Annotated in this window: 15 protein-coding genes; 7 read left to right on the top strand and 8 right to left on the bottom strand. The window is 46.4% G+C overall.

Annotated elements, in window-relative coordinates; translation table 11 throughout:
• Together ung and ABW391_RS22680 are read right to left on the bottom strand one after the other, a co-directional pair.
• On the bottom strand, positions 1–637 hold a 637-nt coding region (gene ung / locus ABW391_RS22685), incomplete at its 3' end, for a uracil-DNA glycosylase (protein WP_353484183.1).
• A 35-nt stretch (positions 638–672) separates the two neighbouring features.
• The gene (locus tag ABW391_RS22680; protein ID WP_353484182.1) at positions 673–1,557 is read right to left on the bottom strand and encodes an alpha/beta fold hydrolase; all 885 of its coding nucleotides are present in this window, start codon (positions 1,555–1,557) and stop codon (positions 673–675) included.
• 1,181 nt (positions 1,558–2,738) lie between these two features.
• On the opposite strand from ABW391_RS22680, the gene ABW391_RS22675 reads away from it, so the two are divergent.
• From ABW391_RS22675 to ABW391_RS22660, 4 genes are all read left to right on the top strand, one after another.
• On the top strand, positions 2,739–2,915 hold the full coding sequence (locus ABW391_RS22675; RefSeq protein WP_353484181.1) for a hypothetical protein: 177 nt from the start codon (positions 2,739–2,741) through the stop codon (positions 2,913–2,915).
• A 155-nt stretch (positions 2,916–3,070) separates the two neighbouring features.
• The gene (locus ABW391_RS22670; RefSeq protein ID WP_353484180.1) at positions 3,071–6,712 is read left to right on the top strand and encodes a CHRD domain-containing protein; all 3,642 of its coding nucleotides are present in this window, start codon (positions 3,071–3,073) and stop codon (positions 6,710–6,712) included.
• Positions 6,713–7,163: 451 nt separating this feature from the next.
• On the top strand, positions 7,164–8,312 hold the full coding sequence (locus tag ABW391_RS22665) for an SIR2 family protein (protein WP_353484179.1): 1,149 nt from the start codon (positions 7,164–7,166) through the stop codon (positions 8,310–8,312).
• 379 nt (positions 8,313–8,691) lie between these two features.
• A complete protein-coding gene (locus ABW391_RS22660) occupies positions 8,692–11,439 on the top strand; it encodes an SUMF1/EgtB/PvdO family nonheme iron enzyme (protein WP_353484178.1) in 2,748 nt (915 codons plus the stop codon).
• Between the two features lie 1,047 nt (positions 11,440–12,486).
• Here the strand turns inward: ABW391_RS22660 and ABW391_RS22655 are convergent.
• Complete coding sequence (locus ABW391_RS22655; protein ID WP_353484177.1) at positions 12,487–14,925, bottom strand: outer membrane beta-barrel protein; 2,439 nt, start codon at positions 14,923–14,925, stop codon at positions 12,487–12,489.
• 185 nt (positions 14,926–15,110) lie between these two features.
• On the opposite strand from ABW391_RS22655, the gene ABW391_RS22650 reads away from it, so the two are divergent.
• From ABW391_RS22650 to ABW391_RS22640, 3 genes are all read left to right on the top strand, one after another.
• Positions 15,111–15,692, top strand: coding sequence for a DUF4240 domain-containing protein (locus tag ABW391_RS22650; protein ID WP_353484176.1), 582 nt, complete (start codon positions 15,111–15,113; stop codon positions 15,690–15,692).
• Between the two features lie 45 nt (positions 15,693–15,737).
• A complete protein-coding gene (locus ABW391_RS22645) occupies positions 15,738–16,010 on the top strand; it encodes a hypothetical protein (protein ID WP_502916345.1) in 273 nt (90 codons plus the stop codon).
• Between the two features lie 187 nt (positions 16,011–16,197).
• Positions 16,198–16,431, top strand: coding sequence for a hypothetical protein (locus ABW391_RS22640; RefSeq protein WP_353484174.1), 234 nt, complete (start codon positions 16,198–16,200; stop codon positions 16,429–16,431).
• A gap of 168 nt (positions 16,432–16,599) precedes the next feature.
• Here the strand turns inward: ABW391_RS22640 and ABW391_RS22635 are convergent, their stop codons facing one another.
• The 5 genes from ABW391_RS22635 to ABW391_RS22615 are packed head-to-tail and all read right to left on the bottom strand — an operon-like array spanning position 16,600 to position 22,936.
• A complete protein-coding gene (locus ABW391_RS22635; RefSeq protein WP_353484173.1) occupies positions 16,600–17,079 on the bottom strand; it encodes a DUF6575 domain-containing protein in 480 nt (159 codons plus the stop codon).
• Between the two features lie 3 nt (positions 17,080–17,082).
• Positions 17,083–19,695 carry a DEAD/DEAH box helicase gene (locus ABW391_RS22630; protein WP_353484172.1) on the bottom strand — a complete coding sequence of 871 codons (2,613 nt, stop codon included), beginning with the start codon at positions 19,693–19,695 and terminating at the stop codon, positions 17,083–17,085.
• A 3-nt stretch (positions 19,696–19,698) separates the two neighbouring features.
• Positions 19,699–21,471 carry a site-specific DNA-methyltransferase gene (locus ABW391_RS22625; RefSeq protein ID WP_353484171.1) on the bottom strand — a complete coding sequence of 591 codons (1,773 nt, stop codon included), beginning with the start codon at positions 21,469–21,471 and terminating at the stop codon, positions 19,699–19,701.
• A complete protein-coding gene (locus ABW391_RS22620) occupies positions 21,472–22,578 on the bottom strand; it encodes an ImmA/IrrE family metallo-endopeptidase (RefSeq protein WP_353484170.1) in 1,107 nt (368 codons plus the stop codon).
• 25 nt (positions 22,579–22,603) lie between these two features.
• On the bottom strand, positions 22,604–22,936 hold the full coding sequence (locus ABW391_RS22615) for a type II toxin-antitoxin system RelE/ParE family toxin (RefSeq protein ID WP_353484169.1): 333 nt from the start codon (positions 22,934–22,936) through the stop codon (positions 22,604–22,606).
• Positions 22,937–23,209 lie beyond the last annotated feature (273 nt).

The following is a 23,209-nucleotide window of genomic DNA, read 5'->3' as shown; positions in this document are numbered from 1 at the left end:
CTTGCAAATACGCATTTGCTTTCGAAAAATGCTTGCAATTGAAAAACGCGCCACCCGCCAATGGCGAAGGGTGAGCCGCCTCCAAAATCAAGTGCTTGCTGCCATCAATCAGCGCCGCTTTCTTTTTGGCAAAATTACCCCAGAGCATAAACACCAAATGCTCCCGCTCAGCGGATAAGGTGCGGATCACTGCATCCGTAAAGTGTTGCCAACCCGTATTTTGATGTGCGCCAGCCCGGTTCTTCTCTACCGTCAGCATGGCGTTGAGTAAAAACACTCCTTGACGCGCCCAGTCGCTCAAATCGCCATGGCCAGGAATGGGAATTTGCAAATCACTGAGCAGCTCTTTGTAGATGTTTTGCAGCGAAGGCGGAACCTTCACGCCCTTGGGCACCGAAAACGACAAGCCCATTGCCTCACCCGGATTGTGGTAAGGATCTTGTCCCAAAATCACTACCTTGACCTTATCCAGGGGGGTGAGTTCAAAAGCATTAAAAATGAGTGACCCGGGTGGAAAAATGACCTTGCCAGCCGCTTTTTCTTTTTTCAAAAAATCGGTCAGGTTCTGAAAGTATGGTTTTTCAAATTCAGCAGCCAAAGCCGCTTTCCAGGAATCTTCTATCTTGACGTCAGGCATTTTTTAGTTTTTTTGGGTTTAGGAATTCTAAAACCCTATTTCAAAAGCTCAAGCAATGAGTGGATCAGCAGTGGCCGTTGTGTCCACAACAAATCGTGCTTGGAGCCTGGCACCATCGTGATGCTGGCAGAAGCAGCGTTGCTCAAGTGCTCGATGGCAAAAGTAGCATTTTCCGGAAAAATCAAGGTATCGTCTTTGCCTTGCAGCACAATCACCTTGCTGCGGATCTTGCTCCACCCGGGAAGCATTTTTTCCAGTTGATCGCGGTGCGAAAGCTTTTCGGCATTGGCCGTGTGGAAAGAACCGGGGATGAAATTGCGCAAAGCCCAGTGGGAAGTAGGGTAGGAGATCCAGTAAGTCGTTTCAGCACCTGGTTTGAGCGAAGCCGATTGCAATAACAATCCATCCACCAACTCTGGATAATCCATTGCCAAACGTGCAGCTACCGTACCGCCATAAGAAGAGCCATGTACAATGATTTTTTGGTGATGGGCACGTTGCTCGCGCAGAATACCCGCAATAAGTGCCGCTTGCTTTTTTACCGAAATCTCTGGATGACCATAGCCAGAATAGCCGTATCCAGGGCGATCTACCGCCATAAGTTTGGCATGTGCCAGCAAGGTGCTGTCCCGAAGCATGCCCGTCCAGAACGAAGAGGAAGCCGGAGCGCCGTGAATAAACAAAATCAGGGGTTTGTTGGCATCGCCCACCTCTACGTAGCGCATCTCGCGGCCCCATTGGCGAAAATGGGTCACCTTGGGTACATACGCAAAAGCGTTTTCCTCCAGCTTTTTGATCAGGGTGGCATCGGTTAAGCGCACCTCCACAAAGTCGTAAGTGAAGGCCAGAAAACCAAACAACACCACCGAAGCATAAAAACGCTTGCGGATAAACAATGGATAAATGTAGCGGCGCAGCATAGCAACAATGCGTTAGTGTGAAAAAAATTCAGTGATTCTGGTTTAAGAACTGATGAGAAACCCAAAAAATTGAACAGTGATTGAAATGTTAAAGTTGATGTTTTCCAAGTTAAATCTCTTTCACCACAAAGTCAAGTGAGATTTTCTGCACTTTTTTACGCCCACGTTGCGCACAAAACAAAAATGCACTACATTTGCCGGGCGAATGCAAAAGGTATTCGCCGTTTTTTGAATGGTCCCGTAGCTCAGCTGGATAGAGCAACTGACTTCAGCGTGTGTGTTGCACAAGTAGGAGCCTTTAGGGGGAAAAGTAACCCTTAAAGTGAAGGCCGCTGTATCGGGGAAACCTAAGTTCATTGCCGAGTGGCTTGAATATGGCAATCCCGAGGAAACCAATGACCCTTTGAAATGCCGACGGGCAGTAAAAGGCGAGGGTTCCGTAGAGACTATACGCGGCACGCCTGAAATGGCGAAGAGATAGTCCAGACCACAAAAACCAGCAATGGTTCGCGGTGAAAACCGTAGGGGTAAGCTAATCAGTAGGTCTCAGGTTCGAATCCTGACGGGATCACAACTTTATTTCAAAAGCCTCATTCTTAAAGTTTTATTTAAGGGTGAGGCTTTTTTTGTTGCTAAAACCTCATCTATCATCTTGAAACCGCCCGTTTCAACGGGTGGCCAGGCGTGACCTCCCCTCACATCTATCATCCTTCCAGAGCGCGCATCCGTGCTTTTGCCAAAAACGAAATCATTATTGAAGTGCAGACGGCGTCATGATCAGCATTAACCAAGCTTTCCAACTCAACAATTCTTTGATTCTTCCATTTTCTTCGATATATTTGTACAGAAAAAATTTAAAAGCGATGAGCAGTGAAGATCGGATTATCTTGGATTAGATGGCCATGCTTAACCACCTCAGTTCTGATTTGAAGCTGCGCCTGATCATGCAATTGACCAACAGTCTCAGGAAGGAATATGTAGAAAGTGTTCCAGTAAAAGATGAGTCTTGGAAGGGTTTATTTGGGGCATGGCGGGATACGGATGAAAACTTAGCACAGTTCGTTAGGGAGCAGAGATTGCCTGATTGTAGTAACCGGAAATGGTAATCATTTTGGCAAAATTCAGGGTATTCAAATTGAAGATTGGATCAAGCGCTGATTAGACAGAGCCATCTAAGTATTATGTACTTTTATCATCCCTCAACTGCTTTTCAGAAAAGATTCAATCTCAACGAACAAACCTTCTCTGAATTTAAGGCCTACGCTGCGCAGAATGGTTTGCGTGGCAGCACCCAGGAATGGAATACAGCTCAAAAAGGCCCCGTTCTGGCCGAGCAAGCTTTTGTTCATAAATTCTAATGATTCTTCCAATCTAAAGCAACCCTTCTACTCGTAATACTGTACAGGGATGTAACCCGAATAGGGCATTACAAAATGATTATACAACCTTATCCACATGTCACTGTTCCATTTCAGTGCCCATTCCTATTTTTATGCACTTAACCTATACCATCATGAAAAATTTTTACCCTTATTTGCTGTGCTTCATTGCATTCATCAGCGTGCTCAATAGCAGGCTGGATGGCCAAACTACGGTCACCCTGGCGGCTAGTAAAGACAATACCATCTTTAGTGAAGGTAGCAAGAGTAATGGCACTGGTATTTACCTCTTTTCAGGTAGAACTGAAGCAAAGACCAACGGTGTTCGCCGAGCACTCGTCCAATTCGATGTGTCGGGCATTCCAGCCAACGCCACCATTACCGATGTGAAATTACAGCTCACTGGCTCCAAACAGGCCGCCAATGGCGTCAAAGCCCATCGGGTAACGACCGTTTGGGGTGAGGGCAATTCCGACGCAGGCAGTCAAGAAGGTGGTGGCGCCGCTCCTGGCACCAATGATGCCACCTGGGCATTCAGTAACTTCAGTACTGCTTCCTGGACTACCGCCGGAGGTGACTTCGCTGCCTCCGCAAGTGCTACCGCCAATGTCAGCAGTGGGGTAACCACCAGTTGGAGTGGTGCAGACATCATCAAAGATGTTCAAGCCTGGGTAACTGGTCAAGCCAGCAACTTTGGCTGGATCATGATCGGCGATGAAAACACTGCTGGATCAGCGGTACGACTCAATTCCCGGCAAAATACCGCTGGAACACCTGCTCTTGTGGTTACCTATACCGTTCCAGTGGTAAAGGTGGATACTACTGTGTTTGTGGCTACTTTAAGCGGTCGCAATGAAGGCAATCCCGTTGCTACTTTGGCCAATGGTGCTGTAACGGCTACCTTGATTGGAGACACATTGAGGGTAAGCGGCAGTTTTTCGGGATTGACTGATAGTCTAGCCACCAACGTATCCGGCGGTGCACACCTTCATTTGGGTTATGCAGGTCAAAATGGAGGGATCCAGATTGGCTTGGTATTCACTCCAGGAGCCAACCCGTTTTCAGGAAGTTTTGATCCACAAAAAAATAAATTCAAACTCACTGCGAACCAGCTTACGGCTTTAAACAACCGCCAACTCTACGCCAATATCCATTCTAAGAAATTCCCTTCTGGTGAAATTCGGGGACAGTTGTTGAAAAAGTCTGACGTTTATTATGGGGCTAACCTATTTGGAAGTTATGAAAACCCAGTTGTAATGACCCAGGCCAGTGGAGCAATCGCCGTCGAGTTAAGCGGCACTCAAATGATTGTTACTGGTTCGTTCAACCGACTGGAAGGAGATTTTGCTGCTGATGTATCGGGTGGCGCACACATCCACCTGGGTTATGCTGGCCAAAACGGAGCCATTCAAATTCCCCTAAAAGCTACTGCCAATGCAGACCTGAAAGGTGGGGTATTTGAAGCTGCCAATAACACCATTACACTGACTGCGGACCAAATTACTGCCTTGAATAGCCGTCGCTGGTACGCCAATGTACATAGCGCCAAAGCTCGTTCGGGTGAAATCCGGGGGCAAATCATTAATGGCAACACCCGTGCCGTATTCCGCGCACACCTTTCGGGCAGCAATGAACCTCCGGCTGTGAATACCCTCGCCACCGGTATGGTCATTGTAGAAGTGGTAGACACGGCCAATATCATTGTGTCGGGTGCGTACAACAACCTGGAAAGTGACCTGGCCGTCAACGTTCGTGGTGGGGCGCATATCCACCGGGGTTTGGCGGGTGAAAATGGTGGCATCCTGACTGAAGTGACCCTTACCCCTACTGACCTTCGTTCGGGTGCCTTGAATGCCAGCTTAAACGCTTTAAGGATTGGAGGTGTAGAAGTGCAGCGGCTATTTAACCGCGGCTGTTATTTCAATGTGCACTCTGCAACTTTTACAGGCGGCGAGATTCGTGGCCAATTGTTGCCAGAAAAACCCATCAACTTCAGCGCTTATTTGTCCAGTATTTTTGAAGTGCCCGAAGCGGTTTCCCGAGGATTGGGTGCCGTTAAAGCTGAATTGTTGGGTACCGAACTGGTGATTTCTGGTACCTTCAGAGGTTTGAGTAGTGCGGTGGCTACTGACGTAGCTGGTGGCTCACACGTCCATTTGGGTTATGCAGGTGCTACAGGTGCCATTCAATTTGGCTTAAAACCCACCATCGATGCCAATGGCTTGGGTGGCCGCTATGAAGCTAAAGACAACACCTTCACCCTTACTGCCGATCAGGTGACCCAATTGAAAAATCGGCAGCTGTATGTAAATATCCACACGGCTACTCAGCGCTCAGGTGAATTGCGCAGCCAATTGTTGCCAGAAGCGACCATGTACCTTGTTGCTCCACTTTCGGGTGCCAGCGAACAACCAGTAGTGAATACCATCGCTACTGGGATGGGCGTGATTGAAATCGCAGGAAGTACGGGCACCTTGACTGGCGCTTTTGCTGGTTTGAGCGCTGACTTTGCCGCTGATGTAGCGGGTGGTGCCCACATTCACCGTGGCCTGGCTGGTTCGAATGGTTCGATTACCAAGGCTTTAAAGGTCACAACTCTGGCGGATAACCGCTCCGGCTTTTTTGCTGCTGCGGACAATGGTTTTACCATGACCGCCGGGTTTATCGATTCATTGCGCAAACGTTTGAGTTACGCCAATATCCATACCGCTGCATTCCGCGGTGGAGAGGTTCGTGGCCAAATTTTGCCCCTGGCTACTTCTTATTTTACAGCCACTCTATTGGGCGCCAATGAAGTACAAGCCGTCGCTTCTACTGGTTCAGGTGCCTTGAAATTTGAATTGTCGGGCACTACCCTGACCCTGACTGGCCGTTTTGCAGGTTTACAAGCTGCTTATGCCGCCGCGGTTGGTTCTCATATCCATACCAATACTGCGGGTAAAAACGGGGGGGTGATCATCCCCATCAAGCCAACCCTTGATGCCGATAACCTGGGTGGCAGTTATTTTGCTGCTGACAACCAGTACACCTTGACCGCTGATCAAGTCAATGCTTTGTACGACAATGGCTTATACGCCAATATCCATAGCGACTTTTCACGCAGTGGCGAGTTGAGAGGGCAGATTCTGCCTGAAATCAATCGTTTCCCTCAAGCTGGAGCCATCACCTCTCCGCCCAATGGTGGAACCTTGACTTTGCAAGGCAAGTCTTCTACGCTGTTAGAGCCAAAATGGGATGCAGGTACCGACAAAAACAAACTGGCTTATACCTGGGAACTGGCCGCTGATCCCCTTTTTGCGCTGGTGGTCTTCCGTCGCAATGTAGCGGATGCCCTGTCTATTTCCCTGACCTACGGTTCAATAGATACTTTGTTGGCTTCGGTGGGAATTCCATTGGGTGGATCGATCACCGTTTACCACCGCGTCAGAGCTTCGGATGGTAGTTTGACTACTGCCGGTGCAGTTGCTTCGGTTACCCTGACCAGAGGTGTTGTGACAGATACCCGTGATCTGACTCCCGGCCTAAGTGAAATGACGGTGTTCCCGACCCTGGTTGAAGATCAAGTGAGTGTGCGCATTCGTGCTGAGGAAGCCATCGACGGCCTCATTTGGGTCAGCGATGCCTTTGGTCGAAAAATGGTTCAACGCCGGATTGCATTACCAGCACAAAGCCTCAGCCTGGAAACCATTGAGCTGGGGAATTTGCCCGCAGGGAATTATTTCCTGAGTATTATGAACAATGGAAAAATCGCTACACGGCGATTTATTCGGAAATAAGCTACTAAAAAAAAGGGGCTGCAAACGTTCATTTGCAGCCCCGCTTTTTTATCCCGCTAGCCCTTGTCTTTCTGCTAGGACAAGTCTTTCAAAATCAACGAAAAACATCGCGCTACCGCGGGTACGGTGTCTCACGACCCCTACAATTATCCCTGCGTCTTCAAGAAGCACGAGTACGCACGATGTAAAAGTCAAGTCGAGCATCAACCATCAAATGGCCTGAACGTTTTAGGTTGAAGAAAAAAGAATAAATTGCCATTCTAAAGAACGCCACAAATGGTGCGAAAACTTATTTTCAAATTTTCAGCTTTTTTATTTCCCCGTCTTCCCTGAAAAACAACTGCATAGTTACAATTGGAATATTTATTTTATTTTTATCCCAATTAAACCAAAGCATCCACCATAACTGAGGGCATTTGCCGCATTACCCAAACTCAACCCAGCATCACGCATGCCTACAACCCTACATACTACAAGCAGTACCGAACAAGATTGGGACGACATCATCGACAGCCTCGAAGCTGAAAAATGCGTACTTTTTCTCGGCAGCGGGGTCTACCAAGCCCCTGGCGGCGATAGCCTGGAGACGTCATTGGCCAAATGGCTCGAAACCGAGCAAACCCAGCACCCTTCCATTCAAGTGTACAACGACGATGGCTTTTTCCTTTTTCGCAATGCCCGCAGCCACAAACGCAAGGTTACGGCGCAGATCAAGAACTTTTACAGCCAAGCCTTTCCCGAAACCAGTGCACGCTTTGCCCAACTGGCGCAGTTGCCTTTCAACATCATCGTTTCCTTGATGCCCGACAACATTCTGGTGCGCACTTTTGACGAACTGGGGCTCAACTACCAACCCGATTTTTACTTTCGCAACCGCAAATACCCCGAGCATTTCGAAAAACCCGCCAAAAACAAGCCCCTCATCTACAACCTGATGGGCAACATCGAAGAGCCGGAAAGTCTGGTGCTTACCCACAGCGATTTTTTTGATTACCTGGAATCGATGTTTTTGGCGCGCAGCATGCACCCCGATTTGCGCGAAGAACTCGAAGGGGCCGAGCGCTACATTTTTCTGGGCTTGCCTTACGAGAAATGGTACTTTCAACTCCTGCTGCGGGTCTTGTCCATGCACTCCGAAAAACTCAAGGACGTGGAGCGCCTGGCTTTACAAGAATTTCAGAACCCCAAGTTGCAAACCTTGTACGCCGAAGAGTTCAAAATCAATTTTTTTCCCAGCAATCCCGAGGTGTTTATCGCCGATTTGTACCAGGCCTGCCAGCGCTCCGGGGTATTGAAGAAGCTACCCACGCCCGATCCCAAGCTGGCGCAATTGCCCGATCTCAGTGCCGCTGAACTCAAGGAACTCATCGCCAGCGCTCAAACCGAGCAAGCAATATCGCACCTGAAGGCTTTTCTGGATCGCCGCAAGCCTCGCAGTTACAGCCTGGTTAATGACCTGGTGGTATTGCGCAACCAGTACAACCTGCTGCGCCAACGCGAGTTGCGGGCTACCATCGACTCCAGGGATTTGCCGGTGGAGCACAACCAGATTGTGGAGCGATTAATGGATTTGATTGATCAGGCGGAGGGATTGGGTTGAAGGGTTAGAGAAAACACAAGGCTTTTTTTATTTGGCTGCGCCAAAATGTTATTTCACCACGACGTCACGACGAACACGACGTTTTTGCGCGCTTCGCGCTTTTGAGGCTTCGCCTCTTTTTGCTAAAAGCGACAACAATGGGAGAACGGATGCCCCGGATTTAAATAGATTAGAACGGATTTATTTGTCCGTAAATTAAAATCCGTTCTAATCTGTTTAAATCCGGGGTATCCGTTCTCCCATGAATGCTGCACTACGCCGAAGGCGTAAAAGCGCGAAGCGCGAAAAACGTCGTGTTCGTCGTGACGTCGTGGTGAAAATAAACAAGCAGCGCAGCTGCACAAAACCAATACGTGGTAAAACAACAACAGCAACACCAATGACCAACACCCCTCCATATCTACTCCCTCCTTCCGGGCTGCCATACCGCTACCCGGGGGTGCAACCGTTTACCACCGCCCAAAGCGAGGTGTTTTATGGTCGTGAGCAAGACACCGCCGACCTGTACCGCCTGATCCGCCGCGAGCCGTTGGTAGTGCTGTACGGCAAAAGTGGACTGGGCAAAAGCTCCCTGCTCAACGCCGGGATCGTGCCCCATTGCCTCAGCGAGGGGGTGTTTCAGCCCGTGGTGGTCAAGTTTGGTGCCTGGACGGAGGGCAAAACCGAAACCCCACTCGACATCACCAAGGCTTACCTGAACGCGGGAGTGGCGCAACACGCCTTGCTCAAGCAATTGCTGCCCCAGGAGGATTCACTCTGGCGCTGCGCCAAAAACCGCCAACTGAATGGCGGTGGCCGCCCCCTATTGCTGTTTGACCAGTTTGAAGAACTCTTCACCTACCCCGAAGCGGCAGTGCGCGCCTTTCGCCAGGAACTGGCCGAACTCTTGCATACCGACCTCCCGCTGCGCTATCGCCGCCTGCTGGATGCCAGCACCACGATCAGCCCAAGCGAGGAAGAGCAACTGGAAACCCCGCTGGATGCTCGCATCGTGTTTGCCATCCGCTCCGACCGCATGCACTTGTTGCACCAATTGGCGGAGCACCTGCCCAACATCTTGCGCAATTTGTACGAACTGCGCGCCCTGCGCCCTGCCGATGCCCAGGCCGCGATTGTGGAACCTGCCCAAAAAGAAGGGGCGTTTTGCAGTGCTGCTTTTACCTGGTCACCTGGCGCCCTGAGTGCCCTGCTGGCCTACCTCCAGGATCCCCAGGACGAAAACCGGGTGGAAGGCATCCTCCTGCAATTGCTCTGCCAATACTTTGAAGAAAAACTGGTAGAACAGCAGGGCCTGACCCAGATCGAAGGCAGCCACCTGGGCAATTTGGAAAAAATTGTCGAAAACTACTACCACGATAAACTGGCCTCGCTGGCCGACGACAGCTCCCAATACGCTGCTCGCAAACTCATTGAAGAGGGGCTGGTGATGGAGGGCGAAAACATTCGCCTCTCGCTCCACGAAGCGCAAATCACCAAACAGTACGGTGTAGATGCCGACTTGCTGGAGCGCCTGGTGAACAGCCGCCTGCTGCGCGCCGAACCGTTTTTGCGCGGTGGATACACCTATGAACTGGCACACGATCGATTGGTGGCGCCCGTACTGAAAGCCAAGCAGGAAAGGCAGGCCGTAGAGGCGCTGGAGGCCGCTGAACGGGCCAAACTGGCTAAAGAACAAGAGCTGGCCGAAGAACGGCGCAAACGGAGAAGGGCCACCGGGCTGGCCGTGGCAGGACTTGTGCTTACCGCCATTGCATTGGTGGCTGCTTTGATGGCCTGGAACCAAAGCAGACTGGCTCAATCGGAAAAGATCAAGGCCGATACCAGTGCTAAAATCGCTGGCCAAAAAACAGTAGAAGCGGAGCGCAATTTGAAATTGGCGGATGACAACCTTGCCCTGGCCAAGCGGGAAGAATTGCGAGCAAAAGCAGCCCTCGAGCAGGTTCAAAAAGAAAAAACGGCTACGGAGGCACAACGCCGCTTAGCGGAAGACAATTACCGCAAAGCGCAAGAAAATGAAAGAGTAGCCGCTGAACAGCGAGACAAAGCAGAAAAAGCCCTGCTCAATCTGGAAAAAGCAACGGTTGATGTAGTCCGTGCCATCTTGCGTGATGCAGACCGCTACATTCTGCAATTGGATTATTCCAATGCCTGGAATAAGTTACGTGAAGCGGCTGCGCTCAATGCTGCAAAAAAAGAAGTAGGTACGGCCATGCTGGAATTGGTATTCTGGCATGCCGAAACTGAAAATTTTCAAAGCGCTAAAGGAAAGTTGGATACCGCCAGCCAATATTTAGGCAAAGCCCCTACTACAGATGGCTTGGATAGAGAAGGAAAAGACACTTTAGTCCGGAAAAAATTATTTCGCACGGCCATCCAGCAACTCCAACCCGAAAAATTTGTATCCCTGATGGAGCGCTACTACCCGGTTGAGTCCAACCTGGTAAAAATTGGGGAAGGAAACTTAAATCGAGGCGATTACCTTGTTTCGCTGGGTTCTTTTTATTTGGCCAAAACAGAAGTCACCTATTGGCAGTGGGGGCTTTTTTGTACAGCAACTTCGGTTGAAATCAATAAACCTGGTTGGGGGAGCGAAGGCAATAACCCAGCAGTGAATCTGAGCTGGTATACCGCAGCCAACTATTGCAATTGGGTAGGTACCCAGCTGGGATTTGCTCAGGTTTATACAATAGAAGGTAGGAATGTGTCGACCAATTGGAACGCCAAAGGCTTTCGCTTACCTAGCGAAGCGGAATGGGAATATGCCGCCCGAGGTGGCCCTGTGCAACAAGATTTTGAATATAGTGGAAGCAACGAGATAGCCGAGGTAGCTTGGTATAGTGATAATTCCGGTAGCAGAACAAGGCCAGTCGCCACCAAAAAACCGAATACTTTGGGCATATTTGACATGAGCGGCAATGTATACGAATGGTGTTGGGATTGGTATAAGGAAGATTATGATCCATCCGCAAAAATCAATCCGCATGGCCCGGATACTGGCACGTACCGGGTGCTTCGCGGCGGGTCGTGGTTCTTCATCGCGGAGGTTTGCCGCGTTGCCTATCGCCGCGACGACAATCCGTACGTCGCGGACATCGGCTACGGGTTCCGGTTAGCCAGGACGTTTTAGCTTTTGACTTTTTTGCCTTTTAGCCTTTTGCGAAGAAAAAACAGGGAAGAAGGGGGAATACACGTGGTGTGTTCCCCCTTCTTTTGTATGTGCTACAGATTATACATATCTTTGGTGCTTGATTTTATTGTTGATGGTGAACGGTTTACGTAAGTTGCCAACCCCCAGCCCCTGGAAGGGGAGCAAATTTTCGGTAAGTAAAAACCTTGCCTTTTGCTCAAAGAAAGGTAGAATATTGACCTAACGTAAGCTGGTCTTCTCTTCCGGCCAAGGTCGATTGGTTCTATTTTTAGCATGGCAAAAAGCCCTGTTAGGGGCGAAATATGGGTAGCAAATGGTGATTCTCGATGTTTCCGAAGTCCCGTTAGGGACGGAATGTGGGTGTTTTTGCACTCAAAATACCCACATTCCGTCCCTACGGGACTCTGAAAAATATCGGGACCGTTGTTTTCTACCCATATTTCGCCCCTAGCGGGGCTTCCGATGCACGAAATATCAGAACCAATCGAGACCCGCCTTCCAGCTAATGATTATATACATCTTTGGGTGCTTGAATTTATGGTTGATAGTGAACAGTTTACGCAAGTCGCCAACCCCCAGCCCCTGGAAGGGGAGCACATTTTCGGTAAGTGAAAGCGCTCCCTTTTCTCAAAGAAAGGTAGAATATTGCCCCAACGTAAGCTGGTCTCCCCTTCCAGGCAGGGTTGATTGGTTCTAGTTTTTAACCATTTTGGATTGGGCTGCGCCCAATCGTTTTTAATAACCGCGACGACGCGACGACGACGGTTCATTTGGCTGCGCCAAATGCGCGACGTAAAAAGACGAAAAAGTGTGCGAAGCACACATTTCGTCGCGCCGTCGTCGTCGTCGCGGTTATTAAAAAAATAAGCAGCGAAGCTGCGTTTTAGCTACTCGAATTAGAACCAATCGACCCTGCCTTCCAGGGATTGGCAACAACCAGCACCATCTTCCCAGCAATGCATATTTGTGGATACTCACTAGCCATTGTTGGCCCTAGTCAAGCGCGTAAAATTTGGAGACCCTGAATCACTGCCGCGAAACCCGCTCCAACTCATCCTCCGTCGCCGTACTCCGTCTCCGGGAAGGTTTCACATCCGTTTTCCCAAATTTATAGGTCAGCGTAGCATTCAAGCGGCGGCTTTCGTTGGTAGGATCTACCACGACATCCACCGTGCCTTGTTTGACGATGATGTGGGGGCGGCGACTAAAAAATACGTCGCTCAGGTTTAGCTTCAAGTTGCCTTTGCCCTTCCAAATTGGCATGGAGGCACCAATGTCCATGCCCCACAGTGGATCAATCTGGAAGATGCCCTCCAGCATTTTGGTTTGGTAAAACACGGTCATTTCAGCCTTGATCTTGGCTGGCAAGCTAAAGGTGTTCATGGTCATAAACTGGGCGGTGAACTGGCTTCGATTGATGTCACCATTGTTGAAGGGAGAATCAAGGTCATTGATGTAACCTACCACATTCACCCGGGTATTCCACCATTTGGCCAATTCAAATGGCGCCGAGACCGTTGCGCTGTAGTTTTTGAACGTACTCAGGTTAGCGGTGGTTTGATAAGTCTGGCGCAAGGCATCATCTTGCTCCAGAATTTGAGTGATTTTGTCGGTGGTATGGCTATAGTTCAGGCTGAGGACGTATTTGTTTTTCAGCGAAAAATTTACCCCCAGGGTGTTCGTAAACTCAGGCTTCAGGTAGGGATTGCCTTTGCCAAAAGTATATTGGTCAATAAAATTGACAAAGGGATTGAGGTCATCGTAAGAAGGCCGGTTGATGCGGCGGCTGTAGTTGTAACTCAGGTTATTGTCCTTACCCAGCGGGTGAGAAATGCTCAAACTTGGGAAAAGATTGAAATAATTGCGGGTAAAACTTTCCGACAATGTAGGCGATTGCCCCAGTGCATCGGTCAACTCCCCGCGCAAGCCCATTTGGATGCTCACTTTTTTAATCTGGGAACTAAAGTTGAGATAGCCCGCATGGATGTTTTCGCTGTACATGAAGCGGTTGCTGCGGCGAGGATCGTTTTGCCATACGTTTTCGGTAAAGGTCTCTACCAACAAATCATTATCCGTATCTACAAAACTGCTCTTCCAGCCAGCGTCAATGCGGGATTTTTCCCCCAATGGACGGGAATAATCCATTTTAAAAGCCAGGATGTCAACTTGTAACGCAGCATCGGTCCGAACGATGTTGGGCACATCTATTTCTTGCCCAGCCGTGCTGAAGAAGCGGTTGGTGTTGGTTTGCAACTTGTCTGCGCTGTTCGTAGAATAATCGGCGTCGAAGCTGAGTTCATGGCCCTTGTTGTCGAAGGCATGTTTCAGGTTGACATTGGTGGTGTAATCCCGCCACTTGTCGCCACCAGTATTGTCGCTGCGCACTTCATTGAAATCTCCAGGCAGGGCACCACTTAGCAAGTTGCGACCGCTGGATTGAGGTACCCACTCCCCGATTGAGGCATTGGCCAACACGCCAAGAGTGGTCTTGGGGCTCAAAAACCAGTCTGCTCCGGCATTGATGCGGTTGTTGTCCGACCACATGATTTTGCGCTCGTATTGATTCATTTCGGTAAAGGTGTTTTCGAAGGGAATGCGGCGGGAGATGTCGATGTTTTGGAAACGTTTGTTGTAAAAATTGCCGTAAGAGCCAAAAACATTGACTTTTTTGCTGCGGTTGTTCATGCGCAGTTCAGCGCTACCCCGTGGGTTTTCCCCATAACCAGCGCCAAGGGTCAGGTTGCCGTTGGTACCCAGGCCCTTTTCCTTTTTCATCCGGATGTTGATGATGCCGGAAGTTCCCGCAGCGTCGTATTTAGCGGAAGGATTGCTGATGATTTCGATGGCTTCAATGCTGGTGGCGGGGGTGTTTTCGAGGAGGCGGGTCACCTCTTCGGCCGACATGTAGGTTTGTTTGCCATTGATCATCACCATGACGCCGGAACGACCTTTGAGGGTGATGGTGCTGTTGTGATCAACCATCACTCCGGGGCTTTTGGCCAGCAGTTCCAGGGCATTGTTGCCGGCTGCAACCGGGCTGGCGTCTACATTGACGATCATTTTATCCTGCTGCAATTCGATGAAGGGCTTTTGGCCTTTTATGGTCACTTCGCCCAATTTTACCGAGGCGGGTTGCATCAGGATGTCTCCAAATTGATAATCTGGCTGCCCGGCTTTGATTTGGATGCTTGGAGAAAAATGGGGCGCATACCCGATCATACTTCCAGAAATCAGGTATTGCCCTTCAGCAATGGCTTCAAAGGCAAAAAGGCCAGCATCGTCGGTGACTGCACCTTTGACCAGGGAAGAATCCTGCGCCTTCAGCAGCAGTACATTGGCGTAGGGCTGCGGTTTTTGCTGTTCATCCAATACGCGGCCTTTTAGGAGCGTCTGGGCACTCAACATTTGAATAGTGCCCAACAAGAAAAGTAAGGAGAGAAAAAACGTTTTTGTCGGCTTGCTCATAACAACATTGTTTTCGGTGATTGATGTCGAAAAGACGAGCAAGGGCCAAAAGGAAGTTACAGGCAAAAAGGCTTTACCCGACCAAGATCGATTTTTTTTCGCTGAGTGTTGAAAATAGAGGGATTAAATGCGCTTGCCCTGATTTTGTCAGGCGCCGTTTGTTTTTCCCCTAAAACTTGTTTAATTTGCCTGACAAATTTTTAACAATGACCACAGTTTTGCGTGTGAATATGAACGATATAGATGAAAAGCTTTTGCGGCAGTGGAAGGCTATGTACGGTTCATCTATGGTAGAACTGCGCATACTGGGTGATAGCAATGAAGAAGAACCATTGACTGAAACCGAATTTTGGGCTGTCATTGATGCGTTTGATTGGGCTCAGGATGCGGAGGAAGATATTTTAAAGCCTGCTCAAGATCATCTTGCCACCCTTTCCGCCGAGAAAATCCAACAATTTCAAGATATGTTAGCCTATAAGCTTTGGCAATTGGATGGCCAGGCTTTTGCCGCTACCCTGATGGAGCAGGATGGCCATTTGTCGGTGGATGACTTCTTGTATGTGCGCTGCGCAGTGGTGGCAGATGGGAAAGAGACTTTTGAAAATGTATTGCAGCATCCTGAAAAAATGCCAATTGAGTACACCTTTGAAGGGCTGTTGTACTTGGCTGAGAATGCTTATGAACAAAAAACCGGTGAGGAGATGGATTCCCTGCCGAAGTACAATTACGAAACTTATAAGAACCGAGAAGCTTGGGGAAAAGAATAAATACTAGTGAAACGGAAACACGGAAATGCCCTTAAAAACCAAAGGGTGCATCATCTTTATGAAATCCTGGATGCTGAAGAAAACAATGATGTTTTTAAGTATGGCATTTGTGGTTATCCAATTGGCAAAGATGGGTATTCAAAAAGAATCCGCCAACAACTCAAACTCTACAATGCTGTTGCGAATTGCGTCCGCTTTTTTGCCAGAATATTGGTAACGGGAATTCAAGGCAGAGGAAAGGCTAGGCAATTAGAGGACGAGTACATTGCTGATTATGAGGCCAAACATGGAAGGAAGCCTAGAGGAAACCGGGATTAGTGGGAAGACTTGGAATAGCGGGTATTGGCCCTTTGGCAGTAGAACGATACTCAACCAACTAAACGGCAAACCAACCAATAGATTTGTTTTGTTAAAACCTTTCTTTAGCAATTTGTTAGATGACGTTGAATAAATCAAAAAAATGACCTAACTTTGAAAAGTTGAATCTAAAAATGCATCCGTAAAGATGGAAAACATCAAGATATACGATGAGGTGGCCACTTTTTTAGCACAATCTGCTCCTGTGCAAATATTGGCATATCGGCCTTCAGAAGCGACACAACATCGTTTTGATGACCTGGTATGGAAAAAAAAGGAGCAGACGCTTAATGCTGAAGAGGCATCCGAGTTGGAACATTATTTTATGTTGGAGCATATTTTCCGCTTGGTTAAAATACGTGCTGCGATTCAGATAGCATGATTCATCACCAGACAATCATCGGAGAGGCAACCATCAAAATTTTTAAGTTCAATGAAGTGGAGCGAATTTTGGAACGTAAGCTTTTGATGGAAGGCGGATTTATTAGGAATTTTAATTAGTTGATTCGCAAATTTCAAGATGATGAGCAGTTAATGGGGAAGACTTGGACTAGCGGAGCGCATTTTGAACACGCAAAGCCTGTTCCCGCGAGGGGCGTTTGGCACCAAACAGGTATTGTCTCAAAAGGGTTGGATTCATCCCTGCTTCTTTAGCTACTGCCCCTACTTTTACCACTGCAAAGGTTTCAGGACTTAAAAGAGCCGCTTGTGGTAAATATTCACCTGGAATAGGCAGCCAGGATTCAGGTATTTCTTCAGAAAAGGGTTCAATGGTCAATGTGTCGCTTTCAAAATCATTTACCAGAAACCAGGTTTCTAATTCGGGCGATGCAAAAACCGTATACAAATCAATTTTACCTGTTTTTAATTCTTGCAAGCGATTGGTCGATATCGCAACGGCAAAAAATTGGGGTTGCCCGTCCTTGTCGTCAACGGCAAGACAGACATAAAGCCCACCGATTTTATCTTTTGCCGTAAATAGCTGGGGGGTATCATGCCAAACCAGCATTTCTTGTACTTTTAAATTCATAGGCTATATTTCTTTAATGATGTGTATAAAATCTTCCAGTTTATATGCTCCTTCTACTACCCGTCGGTCGTAAACCATAAAGTAACGGAATTGGTTTCCTGCTTTACCCGCCCAAAGTCGGCCAAGTCTGATTTTTTGTTCTGCGTCCAAATGGTCGCCTTTTGTTTCTAACACAATGGTCTTTCCACTTTTTGTCTGAATGATGAAATCGGGATAATGGTTTACAAAGCCGTTTATTCTAAATCCTTTTCGTTCAAGGTTCCGCGTCCAGAAGGCAATGTTAGTCATGTTACCAATTTCATTGATTACACGTTCTTCAAAGCCGTTCATGCTGCCTTCTTTCTCGTAAAGCGATTTTGTTATGTCCTTAGCTGTGTCGCCTGGGGAAATGCTTTTTGGTAAAGTGAAAGAAGGTTTGATAAACACTTTGTCGGTATCTAAAAAGTCTTTGAATTTCTTCTCGGCAAACTGTTCTGAAAGCGAGATAATCTTAAACTTGATTTTGTCTTTGTAAGTGTATTCGTTAGCTGACAAATCGCTGAACTGCTCGTCTTTAAAATCTTCTAAAATTCGGTTGATGTATTTCTCTATCTCCTTGTCTGGGATCGGGAACATATTGCCGATTAAGTCCATCAAGCGTTTTGTAAAATTCTTTACTCTGCTGTCTTTTCGTGATGGATCAAGAATATAAGTCATGACCCTTTCTTTCACTTCTCCGTCAAGCCTTACAAATGTTGGCGTGTGTTCTTTTTTGGTTTCGTCCAAATCAACTTTGTAGAGTTCAGCGGTTATATTGTCAAAAGCAATGTTGGTATCTGCCTTGCTCAAGGCAAAACCTTCTAACAGATTTTCCTTTTCCAAGGGCAATTCTTCTTTCTCTCCGAACAAGTCGTTGGCAGGAACTTTTAAATAAAACTGTGGTAAATTGATTTGTTCTGCCTGTTCTCTGAAAATGTCTTTAATGCTGTATGTTTTCACAAGTTTTTGTATTTCGTTGGGCAATGCCGTTGTATTCGTGGCGGCCATTTCAGCAACTGCTTTTTCAAAGATTTCAATTTGTTCAATGGCGGTTTGTTCAATTGCTGAAACAGTTGTGTTTGGCAATTCTGTTTCAGAAGGGATTGAAATTCGGGTTGTATCAATATCCGAAGTAATATCTTCCGCCAGCGTTTCAGTTGCTGGGAAAATAGTCAATTGTAGCAATGGGTCTTGCTTCTTGACTGCTTCCAACATGGCAGGGTCAGCCAGTTTATAATCCCTGTCGCTGAAACCAGCCTTGTTCAAACCTTTTACAATGTTGTCTAAAGTGTCGAGGAATTTGGAGGACGCCGTTAAAACATAACTCAAATTGAGTAAGGGAAAGTTATGTTTCATCACATAAGGTTGGCGTAAAACTCTGCCTAGAATTTGCTCCACGTCAACTGCCGAACTCTTGTCTGCCAATGATGCCAAGATGTAAGCAAATGGGCAGTCCCAGCCTTCTTTCAATGCGTTGATGGTGATGATGTAGCGGACTTCACAGTCTTTGCTCATTAAATCCATACCTTTTATTTCATTGATGTTTGCCGTTTTGATTTTGATTTGTTCGGCTGGGATTTTCAATTCAATGAGTTTTTCTTTCAATTTCTGAACGTTTGATTTTTCTTCTTCTGCGTTCAAAAAGTCTTTGCCGTTTTTGGGTTGTGCCTGAAACAACACAATCGGACGAATGTACTTTCCGCCTTTCTTTTCTTCCGCAATGGCTTGCCGTTCTAGTTGCTTTTGGAGTTGCAAACTGGAATTGATGACTTCAGTTTTGTCCTGATGGTTGTAAACAATAACCGGCAGTTTCACCATGTTTTCCCTTTTCAACTCCAAAGCATCAATAAAACTGATGATGTTGCTGTTTTTTCTCGGAGTGGCGGTAAGGTCAAGAATAAAACAGGGGTTGAATGCGGTGAGCATGTCCACACTTAAATCCGTTTCGGCATTGTGGCTTTCATCCACCACGATCATCGGGTTTAAGTATTGCATCACTTTCATCAAAGATATTTCTTCGTCTTTGCCCAACAAGCCTTCAAAAGACTGCAATGAGCCGTTTTGCTCAAATACTTTTCTGCCTTCTTTGTTGGCGGTGCGGATGCTGTCAAAACTCAATACAAAAATGTTCAGCTGTTCCCTAACCGAAGTGGCGTTAAATCCGCTTCCCTGCAACAGTTCTGCTTTGTCAAATACTTCTACTTTATTGCCAAAATGAGCATTGATTTTTTGGCGGTAAGGGTGACTGGTATCTTTCAGGTTTTTTATGGTTTGGTCTAAAATGGTAATGGACGGAACCAACCAAACCACCGCTTTGGGCTTGTCGTAAGCAAATGCGTCAAAAATGGTTTTAATGGCATTGCAAGCGATAAAGGTTTTACCACCTGCAGTTGGTACTTTTACACAAATGTGCGGCACTCGTGGCACATTGTTTTTGTAGGGTTCTATGGCTGTGCCAGCAAATGGAAAAAGTGGCGTTTTTGGGTGCTTTGCCCAAAAATTATAAAAAGCATCTTTCACGTCTTTGGTTTCCTGGATGTGTTCCAAAAACAGTGCGAGGTCGTTGATGACTTGTTGTTGATATGGTTTTAATTCCATCGCTTAAAATCTGGTTATGTCCCGGGGTATTTTTTTGAAAATGATCTGGTGCTTGGTCATGAAATCCTTGGTGAGCAAACAGTTGTCGGCATAGATGACGTACTGCTCGGCCTTGGTTTTCATGGTGGCTAAAAAAGCATGGTCTAAAGTAGTTACTTCGTCTTGCTCATAGTGGAAGTAATACGCTGTATCATTGTGCTTGCCCAAGAAATGTTGATTGTCTTGGTGTTTGGCTGCGGTTAGGGGTGTTTTGGTTTCGGTGTAAAAAACGTATTGGCGAATTTTTTCAACTCCGACCAATTCGTTTAGGTTGCCATCATCTAAAAAGATGGGTTGACCTAACTCATAATAATCAAAGCTGCCCCCTATTGGCTCAATATTGACACTCTTTTTATTAATACCATATAGATTGATGTTACCCTCCTCAATAATTACTTTTAATTCATCATGCCCATTGGCATTAGTGTCCTTCAAGGTTTGTATTTCATCATAGATATCAGAGCCATTCCTGATGTTTTGTAAGGACAACTTTTTAGAGTAAAGCACTTCTTTTGTTGCGCCTAAATATGTGAATCCATTTATTGCTTGTTTCACACGCTTAGCTGTGATTTCTTCGCAATAGTTTTCCATTTCTATAACAATAAATTTTCTTTCTCCGTTATCTTCCATATTGAGATTTAAAACCGCGTGTGCAGTAGTACCTGTCCCGGCAAAACTATCAAGTATAATATCGCCAGGTTTTGTCGCTATTCTTAAAATTCTTTCTATCAATCTAACAGGCTTTGGGGTTCCAAATTCTACCTTTTTACCTAAGATATTATAAATCTCTTTTTTAGCCTCATCAGTATTGCCAACTTCCTCATGATTCCACCATGTCCATGGTACAAAACCTTCTACTTCTGTTAAGTATCTTATTATATTAGGTTGTGAGTCGCCATTAAGACCGAAATAAATTCGCCCTTCTTCAAGTAGTTTCTTGTAAGTTGCTTGTGCAATACCCCAACATCTCCCATCAGGCGGATAGTGGACAACTCCAGTGGGGGTTGTTATTGGATAAAATTGTTCCTTCGTTGCATGTCCTGCTTGTGCTGTCATTGGAATCGGCCTCCATCTTCCTTTTGGGTCATTGTTTGGGTTCCGATAGACTTTTAACTGTTTTTCATTCGCAGGGATGAGATTCCGATATTCCTTAAATGCTTTTGGATCTTTTGAAAAAACATAAATGTACTCATGGACATCTCCAATAGCTTCTCTGTTCTCTCTTGAGTATCTTTTTTGCCAAACATTGGTTGCAATAAATTTATTAGACCCAAAAATTTCATTACATATTTGCTTCAGGCTTGAATTTTCATTATCGTCAATTGAAATGAACATTACACCTTTGGGGTGAAGCAGTTTATGTAATAACTTAATTCTTGGATAAAGCATACAAAGCCATTTATCGTGTCTTGTTAGATCATCTTCTTCCTTTCCAACAACTTCTCCAAGCCATTTTTTTAATTTTGGATGATTCACATTATCATTATAAATCCACTTCTCTTCACCAGTATTATATGGGGGGTCAATGTAGATACAATTTACTCTCCCTTCATATTCAGGCAAAAGAGCTTTAAGAGCTTCCAGGTTGTCGCCATGGATGATTTTATTTCCGCTGTTGGTTTCTTCTTCGGTTTGTGTTCCGTTGTCAAAGCCGTAGGCGTGTTCCAATACTTTGAAGGGAACATCCAGGTGATGATTGATCACTTTATCTTTTCCTATCCAGTGTAGTGTTGGCATCTATTGCTGTAATGCTTCGTTAAACAAATCAATTTTTTGGCGGCAAGCATTGCCGAAAGAGAAGGGGATAAGTTTCAAATGTTGCAGCCTTCCAACGATAACGCCCGCAGGCGTTCTGAACTTTTCAGCAAATGTATAAATCATCTCTTCGGTCAATGGCGCGACATCAATGATTTGCTGCAATTCGTTTTCAGTTAACAGTATTTTGGCGGCAAAAGCATTGGCTTCTTCTTCCTTCTCCTGGTCTATTTCTGTCCCTTGCACGTTTTCTAAGAAAATATCCTTTTTGCCGTGCAAAATGAGGTGTGCTGCTTCGTGGAAAAAAGTAAACCAAAAATGGTCGTTGGTTCTATACCTGCCCGATAATTGGATGATTGGTTTGTTGTGAAACCAACGGGTAGCTCCACAAATGGGTGCTTTAGGCAGGCTTTGAGTAAAAACAAGCGCCACACCACATTTGGCACAAATATTTTGTAGTTGTTGTGCAAAATTATCCGGCATGATAAAAGCCAGTTCCTTGATTGCTGCCAATGCTTCTTTGAACTTCTTCTTATCAAATGCTGCAGTGGCAATTTCCTTGGCTTGAATTTCTCCCCTGCGCAACCATGCGGATATCGCATGGGGGCTTTGGGTATGAGCCAATGAAACCCTGAATGCTACCGAAACTTCTTCGTCCAAATAAATGCGTTCCCATTCCTTGGTTGAAGCCACGCAAAAGAATTTTAGTAGGCTGTCCACCAAGACGTGTTTCTCTTTGGTATCCGGCAGCCAACCAAATTTTCGCATTTCATTTACCGGAAATGCAGCCAACCAGTCCTTTTCTTTCTCCAGTTCTTCCTGCTGTTGGAGTTCGTAAAGTTCTTTGCGGTATGATTTTTCGCTGTTGAGCCAAAAGCTTGCCGGAATGCCCAAAACTTTCTCCAATTGAAAAGCGGTTGCCGTAGTGATTGGCTCTCTTCCTTTGATGATGTCGTTGATTTTTTCTTTGGGTCTGCCCATTCTTTCGGCAAGTTCAGCTTGGCTCATGCCAATAAAATCGATGTGCTCCTGGATCGTGTCACCCGGAGGGGAGAGTAAAGATTTTGCTATTTCGAGCGTCGTGGCCATGTCGTTTGTATGAATGGTGTTGGTTTTAATGGTAGTCTTCAATTTCGTTAATCTGAATACTGGTGACCTCCTCCCAGTTTAACCCGCCATCCTCTTTTTGTGGTATCGGCTCGTGGTTTGGCTCAAAAATCATTCGGTAGTTTCCTGAAACATCAACTGCCAATTCACCTTTGCGGTCTCCCGTCAGTTCGTGGCATCTTGCAGCCGGAATGGTTCGCATAATCGCCAAATTGTCTGCATCTTTTAAGTTTTTAAGCCTCATTTTTATTTTAACAGCCCACTGTCCAAAGGATTTTGACATCTCTTTGGGGTCGGTTAGTTGCTTTTCAAGTTTTCGGCTTTTGTAACTTATTTCCACTATAAAGATAAATATAATTAACGAAAAAGGTTAACAAAAATATTTTTTATTTTCGAGCTGTCCAAAAAAGAAGTGAGAAAAAACGTTTTTTGGTCTTGCAATGTATTTAAATTTTCATTGCTCATTTTTTTGAAATACCCGCTAGTCCAAGTCTTCCCCACTAAAACCCAAGGCACAACGCTGGTGCATGGTCTCATGACCTGCACCCGTTATTTCCGCGTCTACAGACCATGGCCGTCAGGCTAAGGCTTCAATAACACCAAAAATAAGGTA

This window comes from Haliscomenobacter sp. (assembly GCF_040403615.1).
In the GTDB taxonomy this organism is placed as follows: Bacteria; Bacteroidota; Bacteroidia; order Chitinophagales; family Saprospiraceae; genus Haliscomenobacter.
Note: the sequence above shows the minus strand (reverse complement) of the source record. Positions and strands in the feature narration are given on the sequence as shown.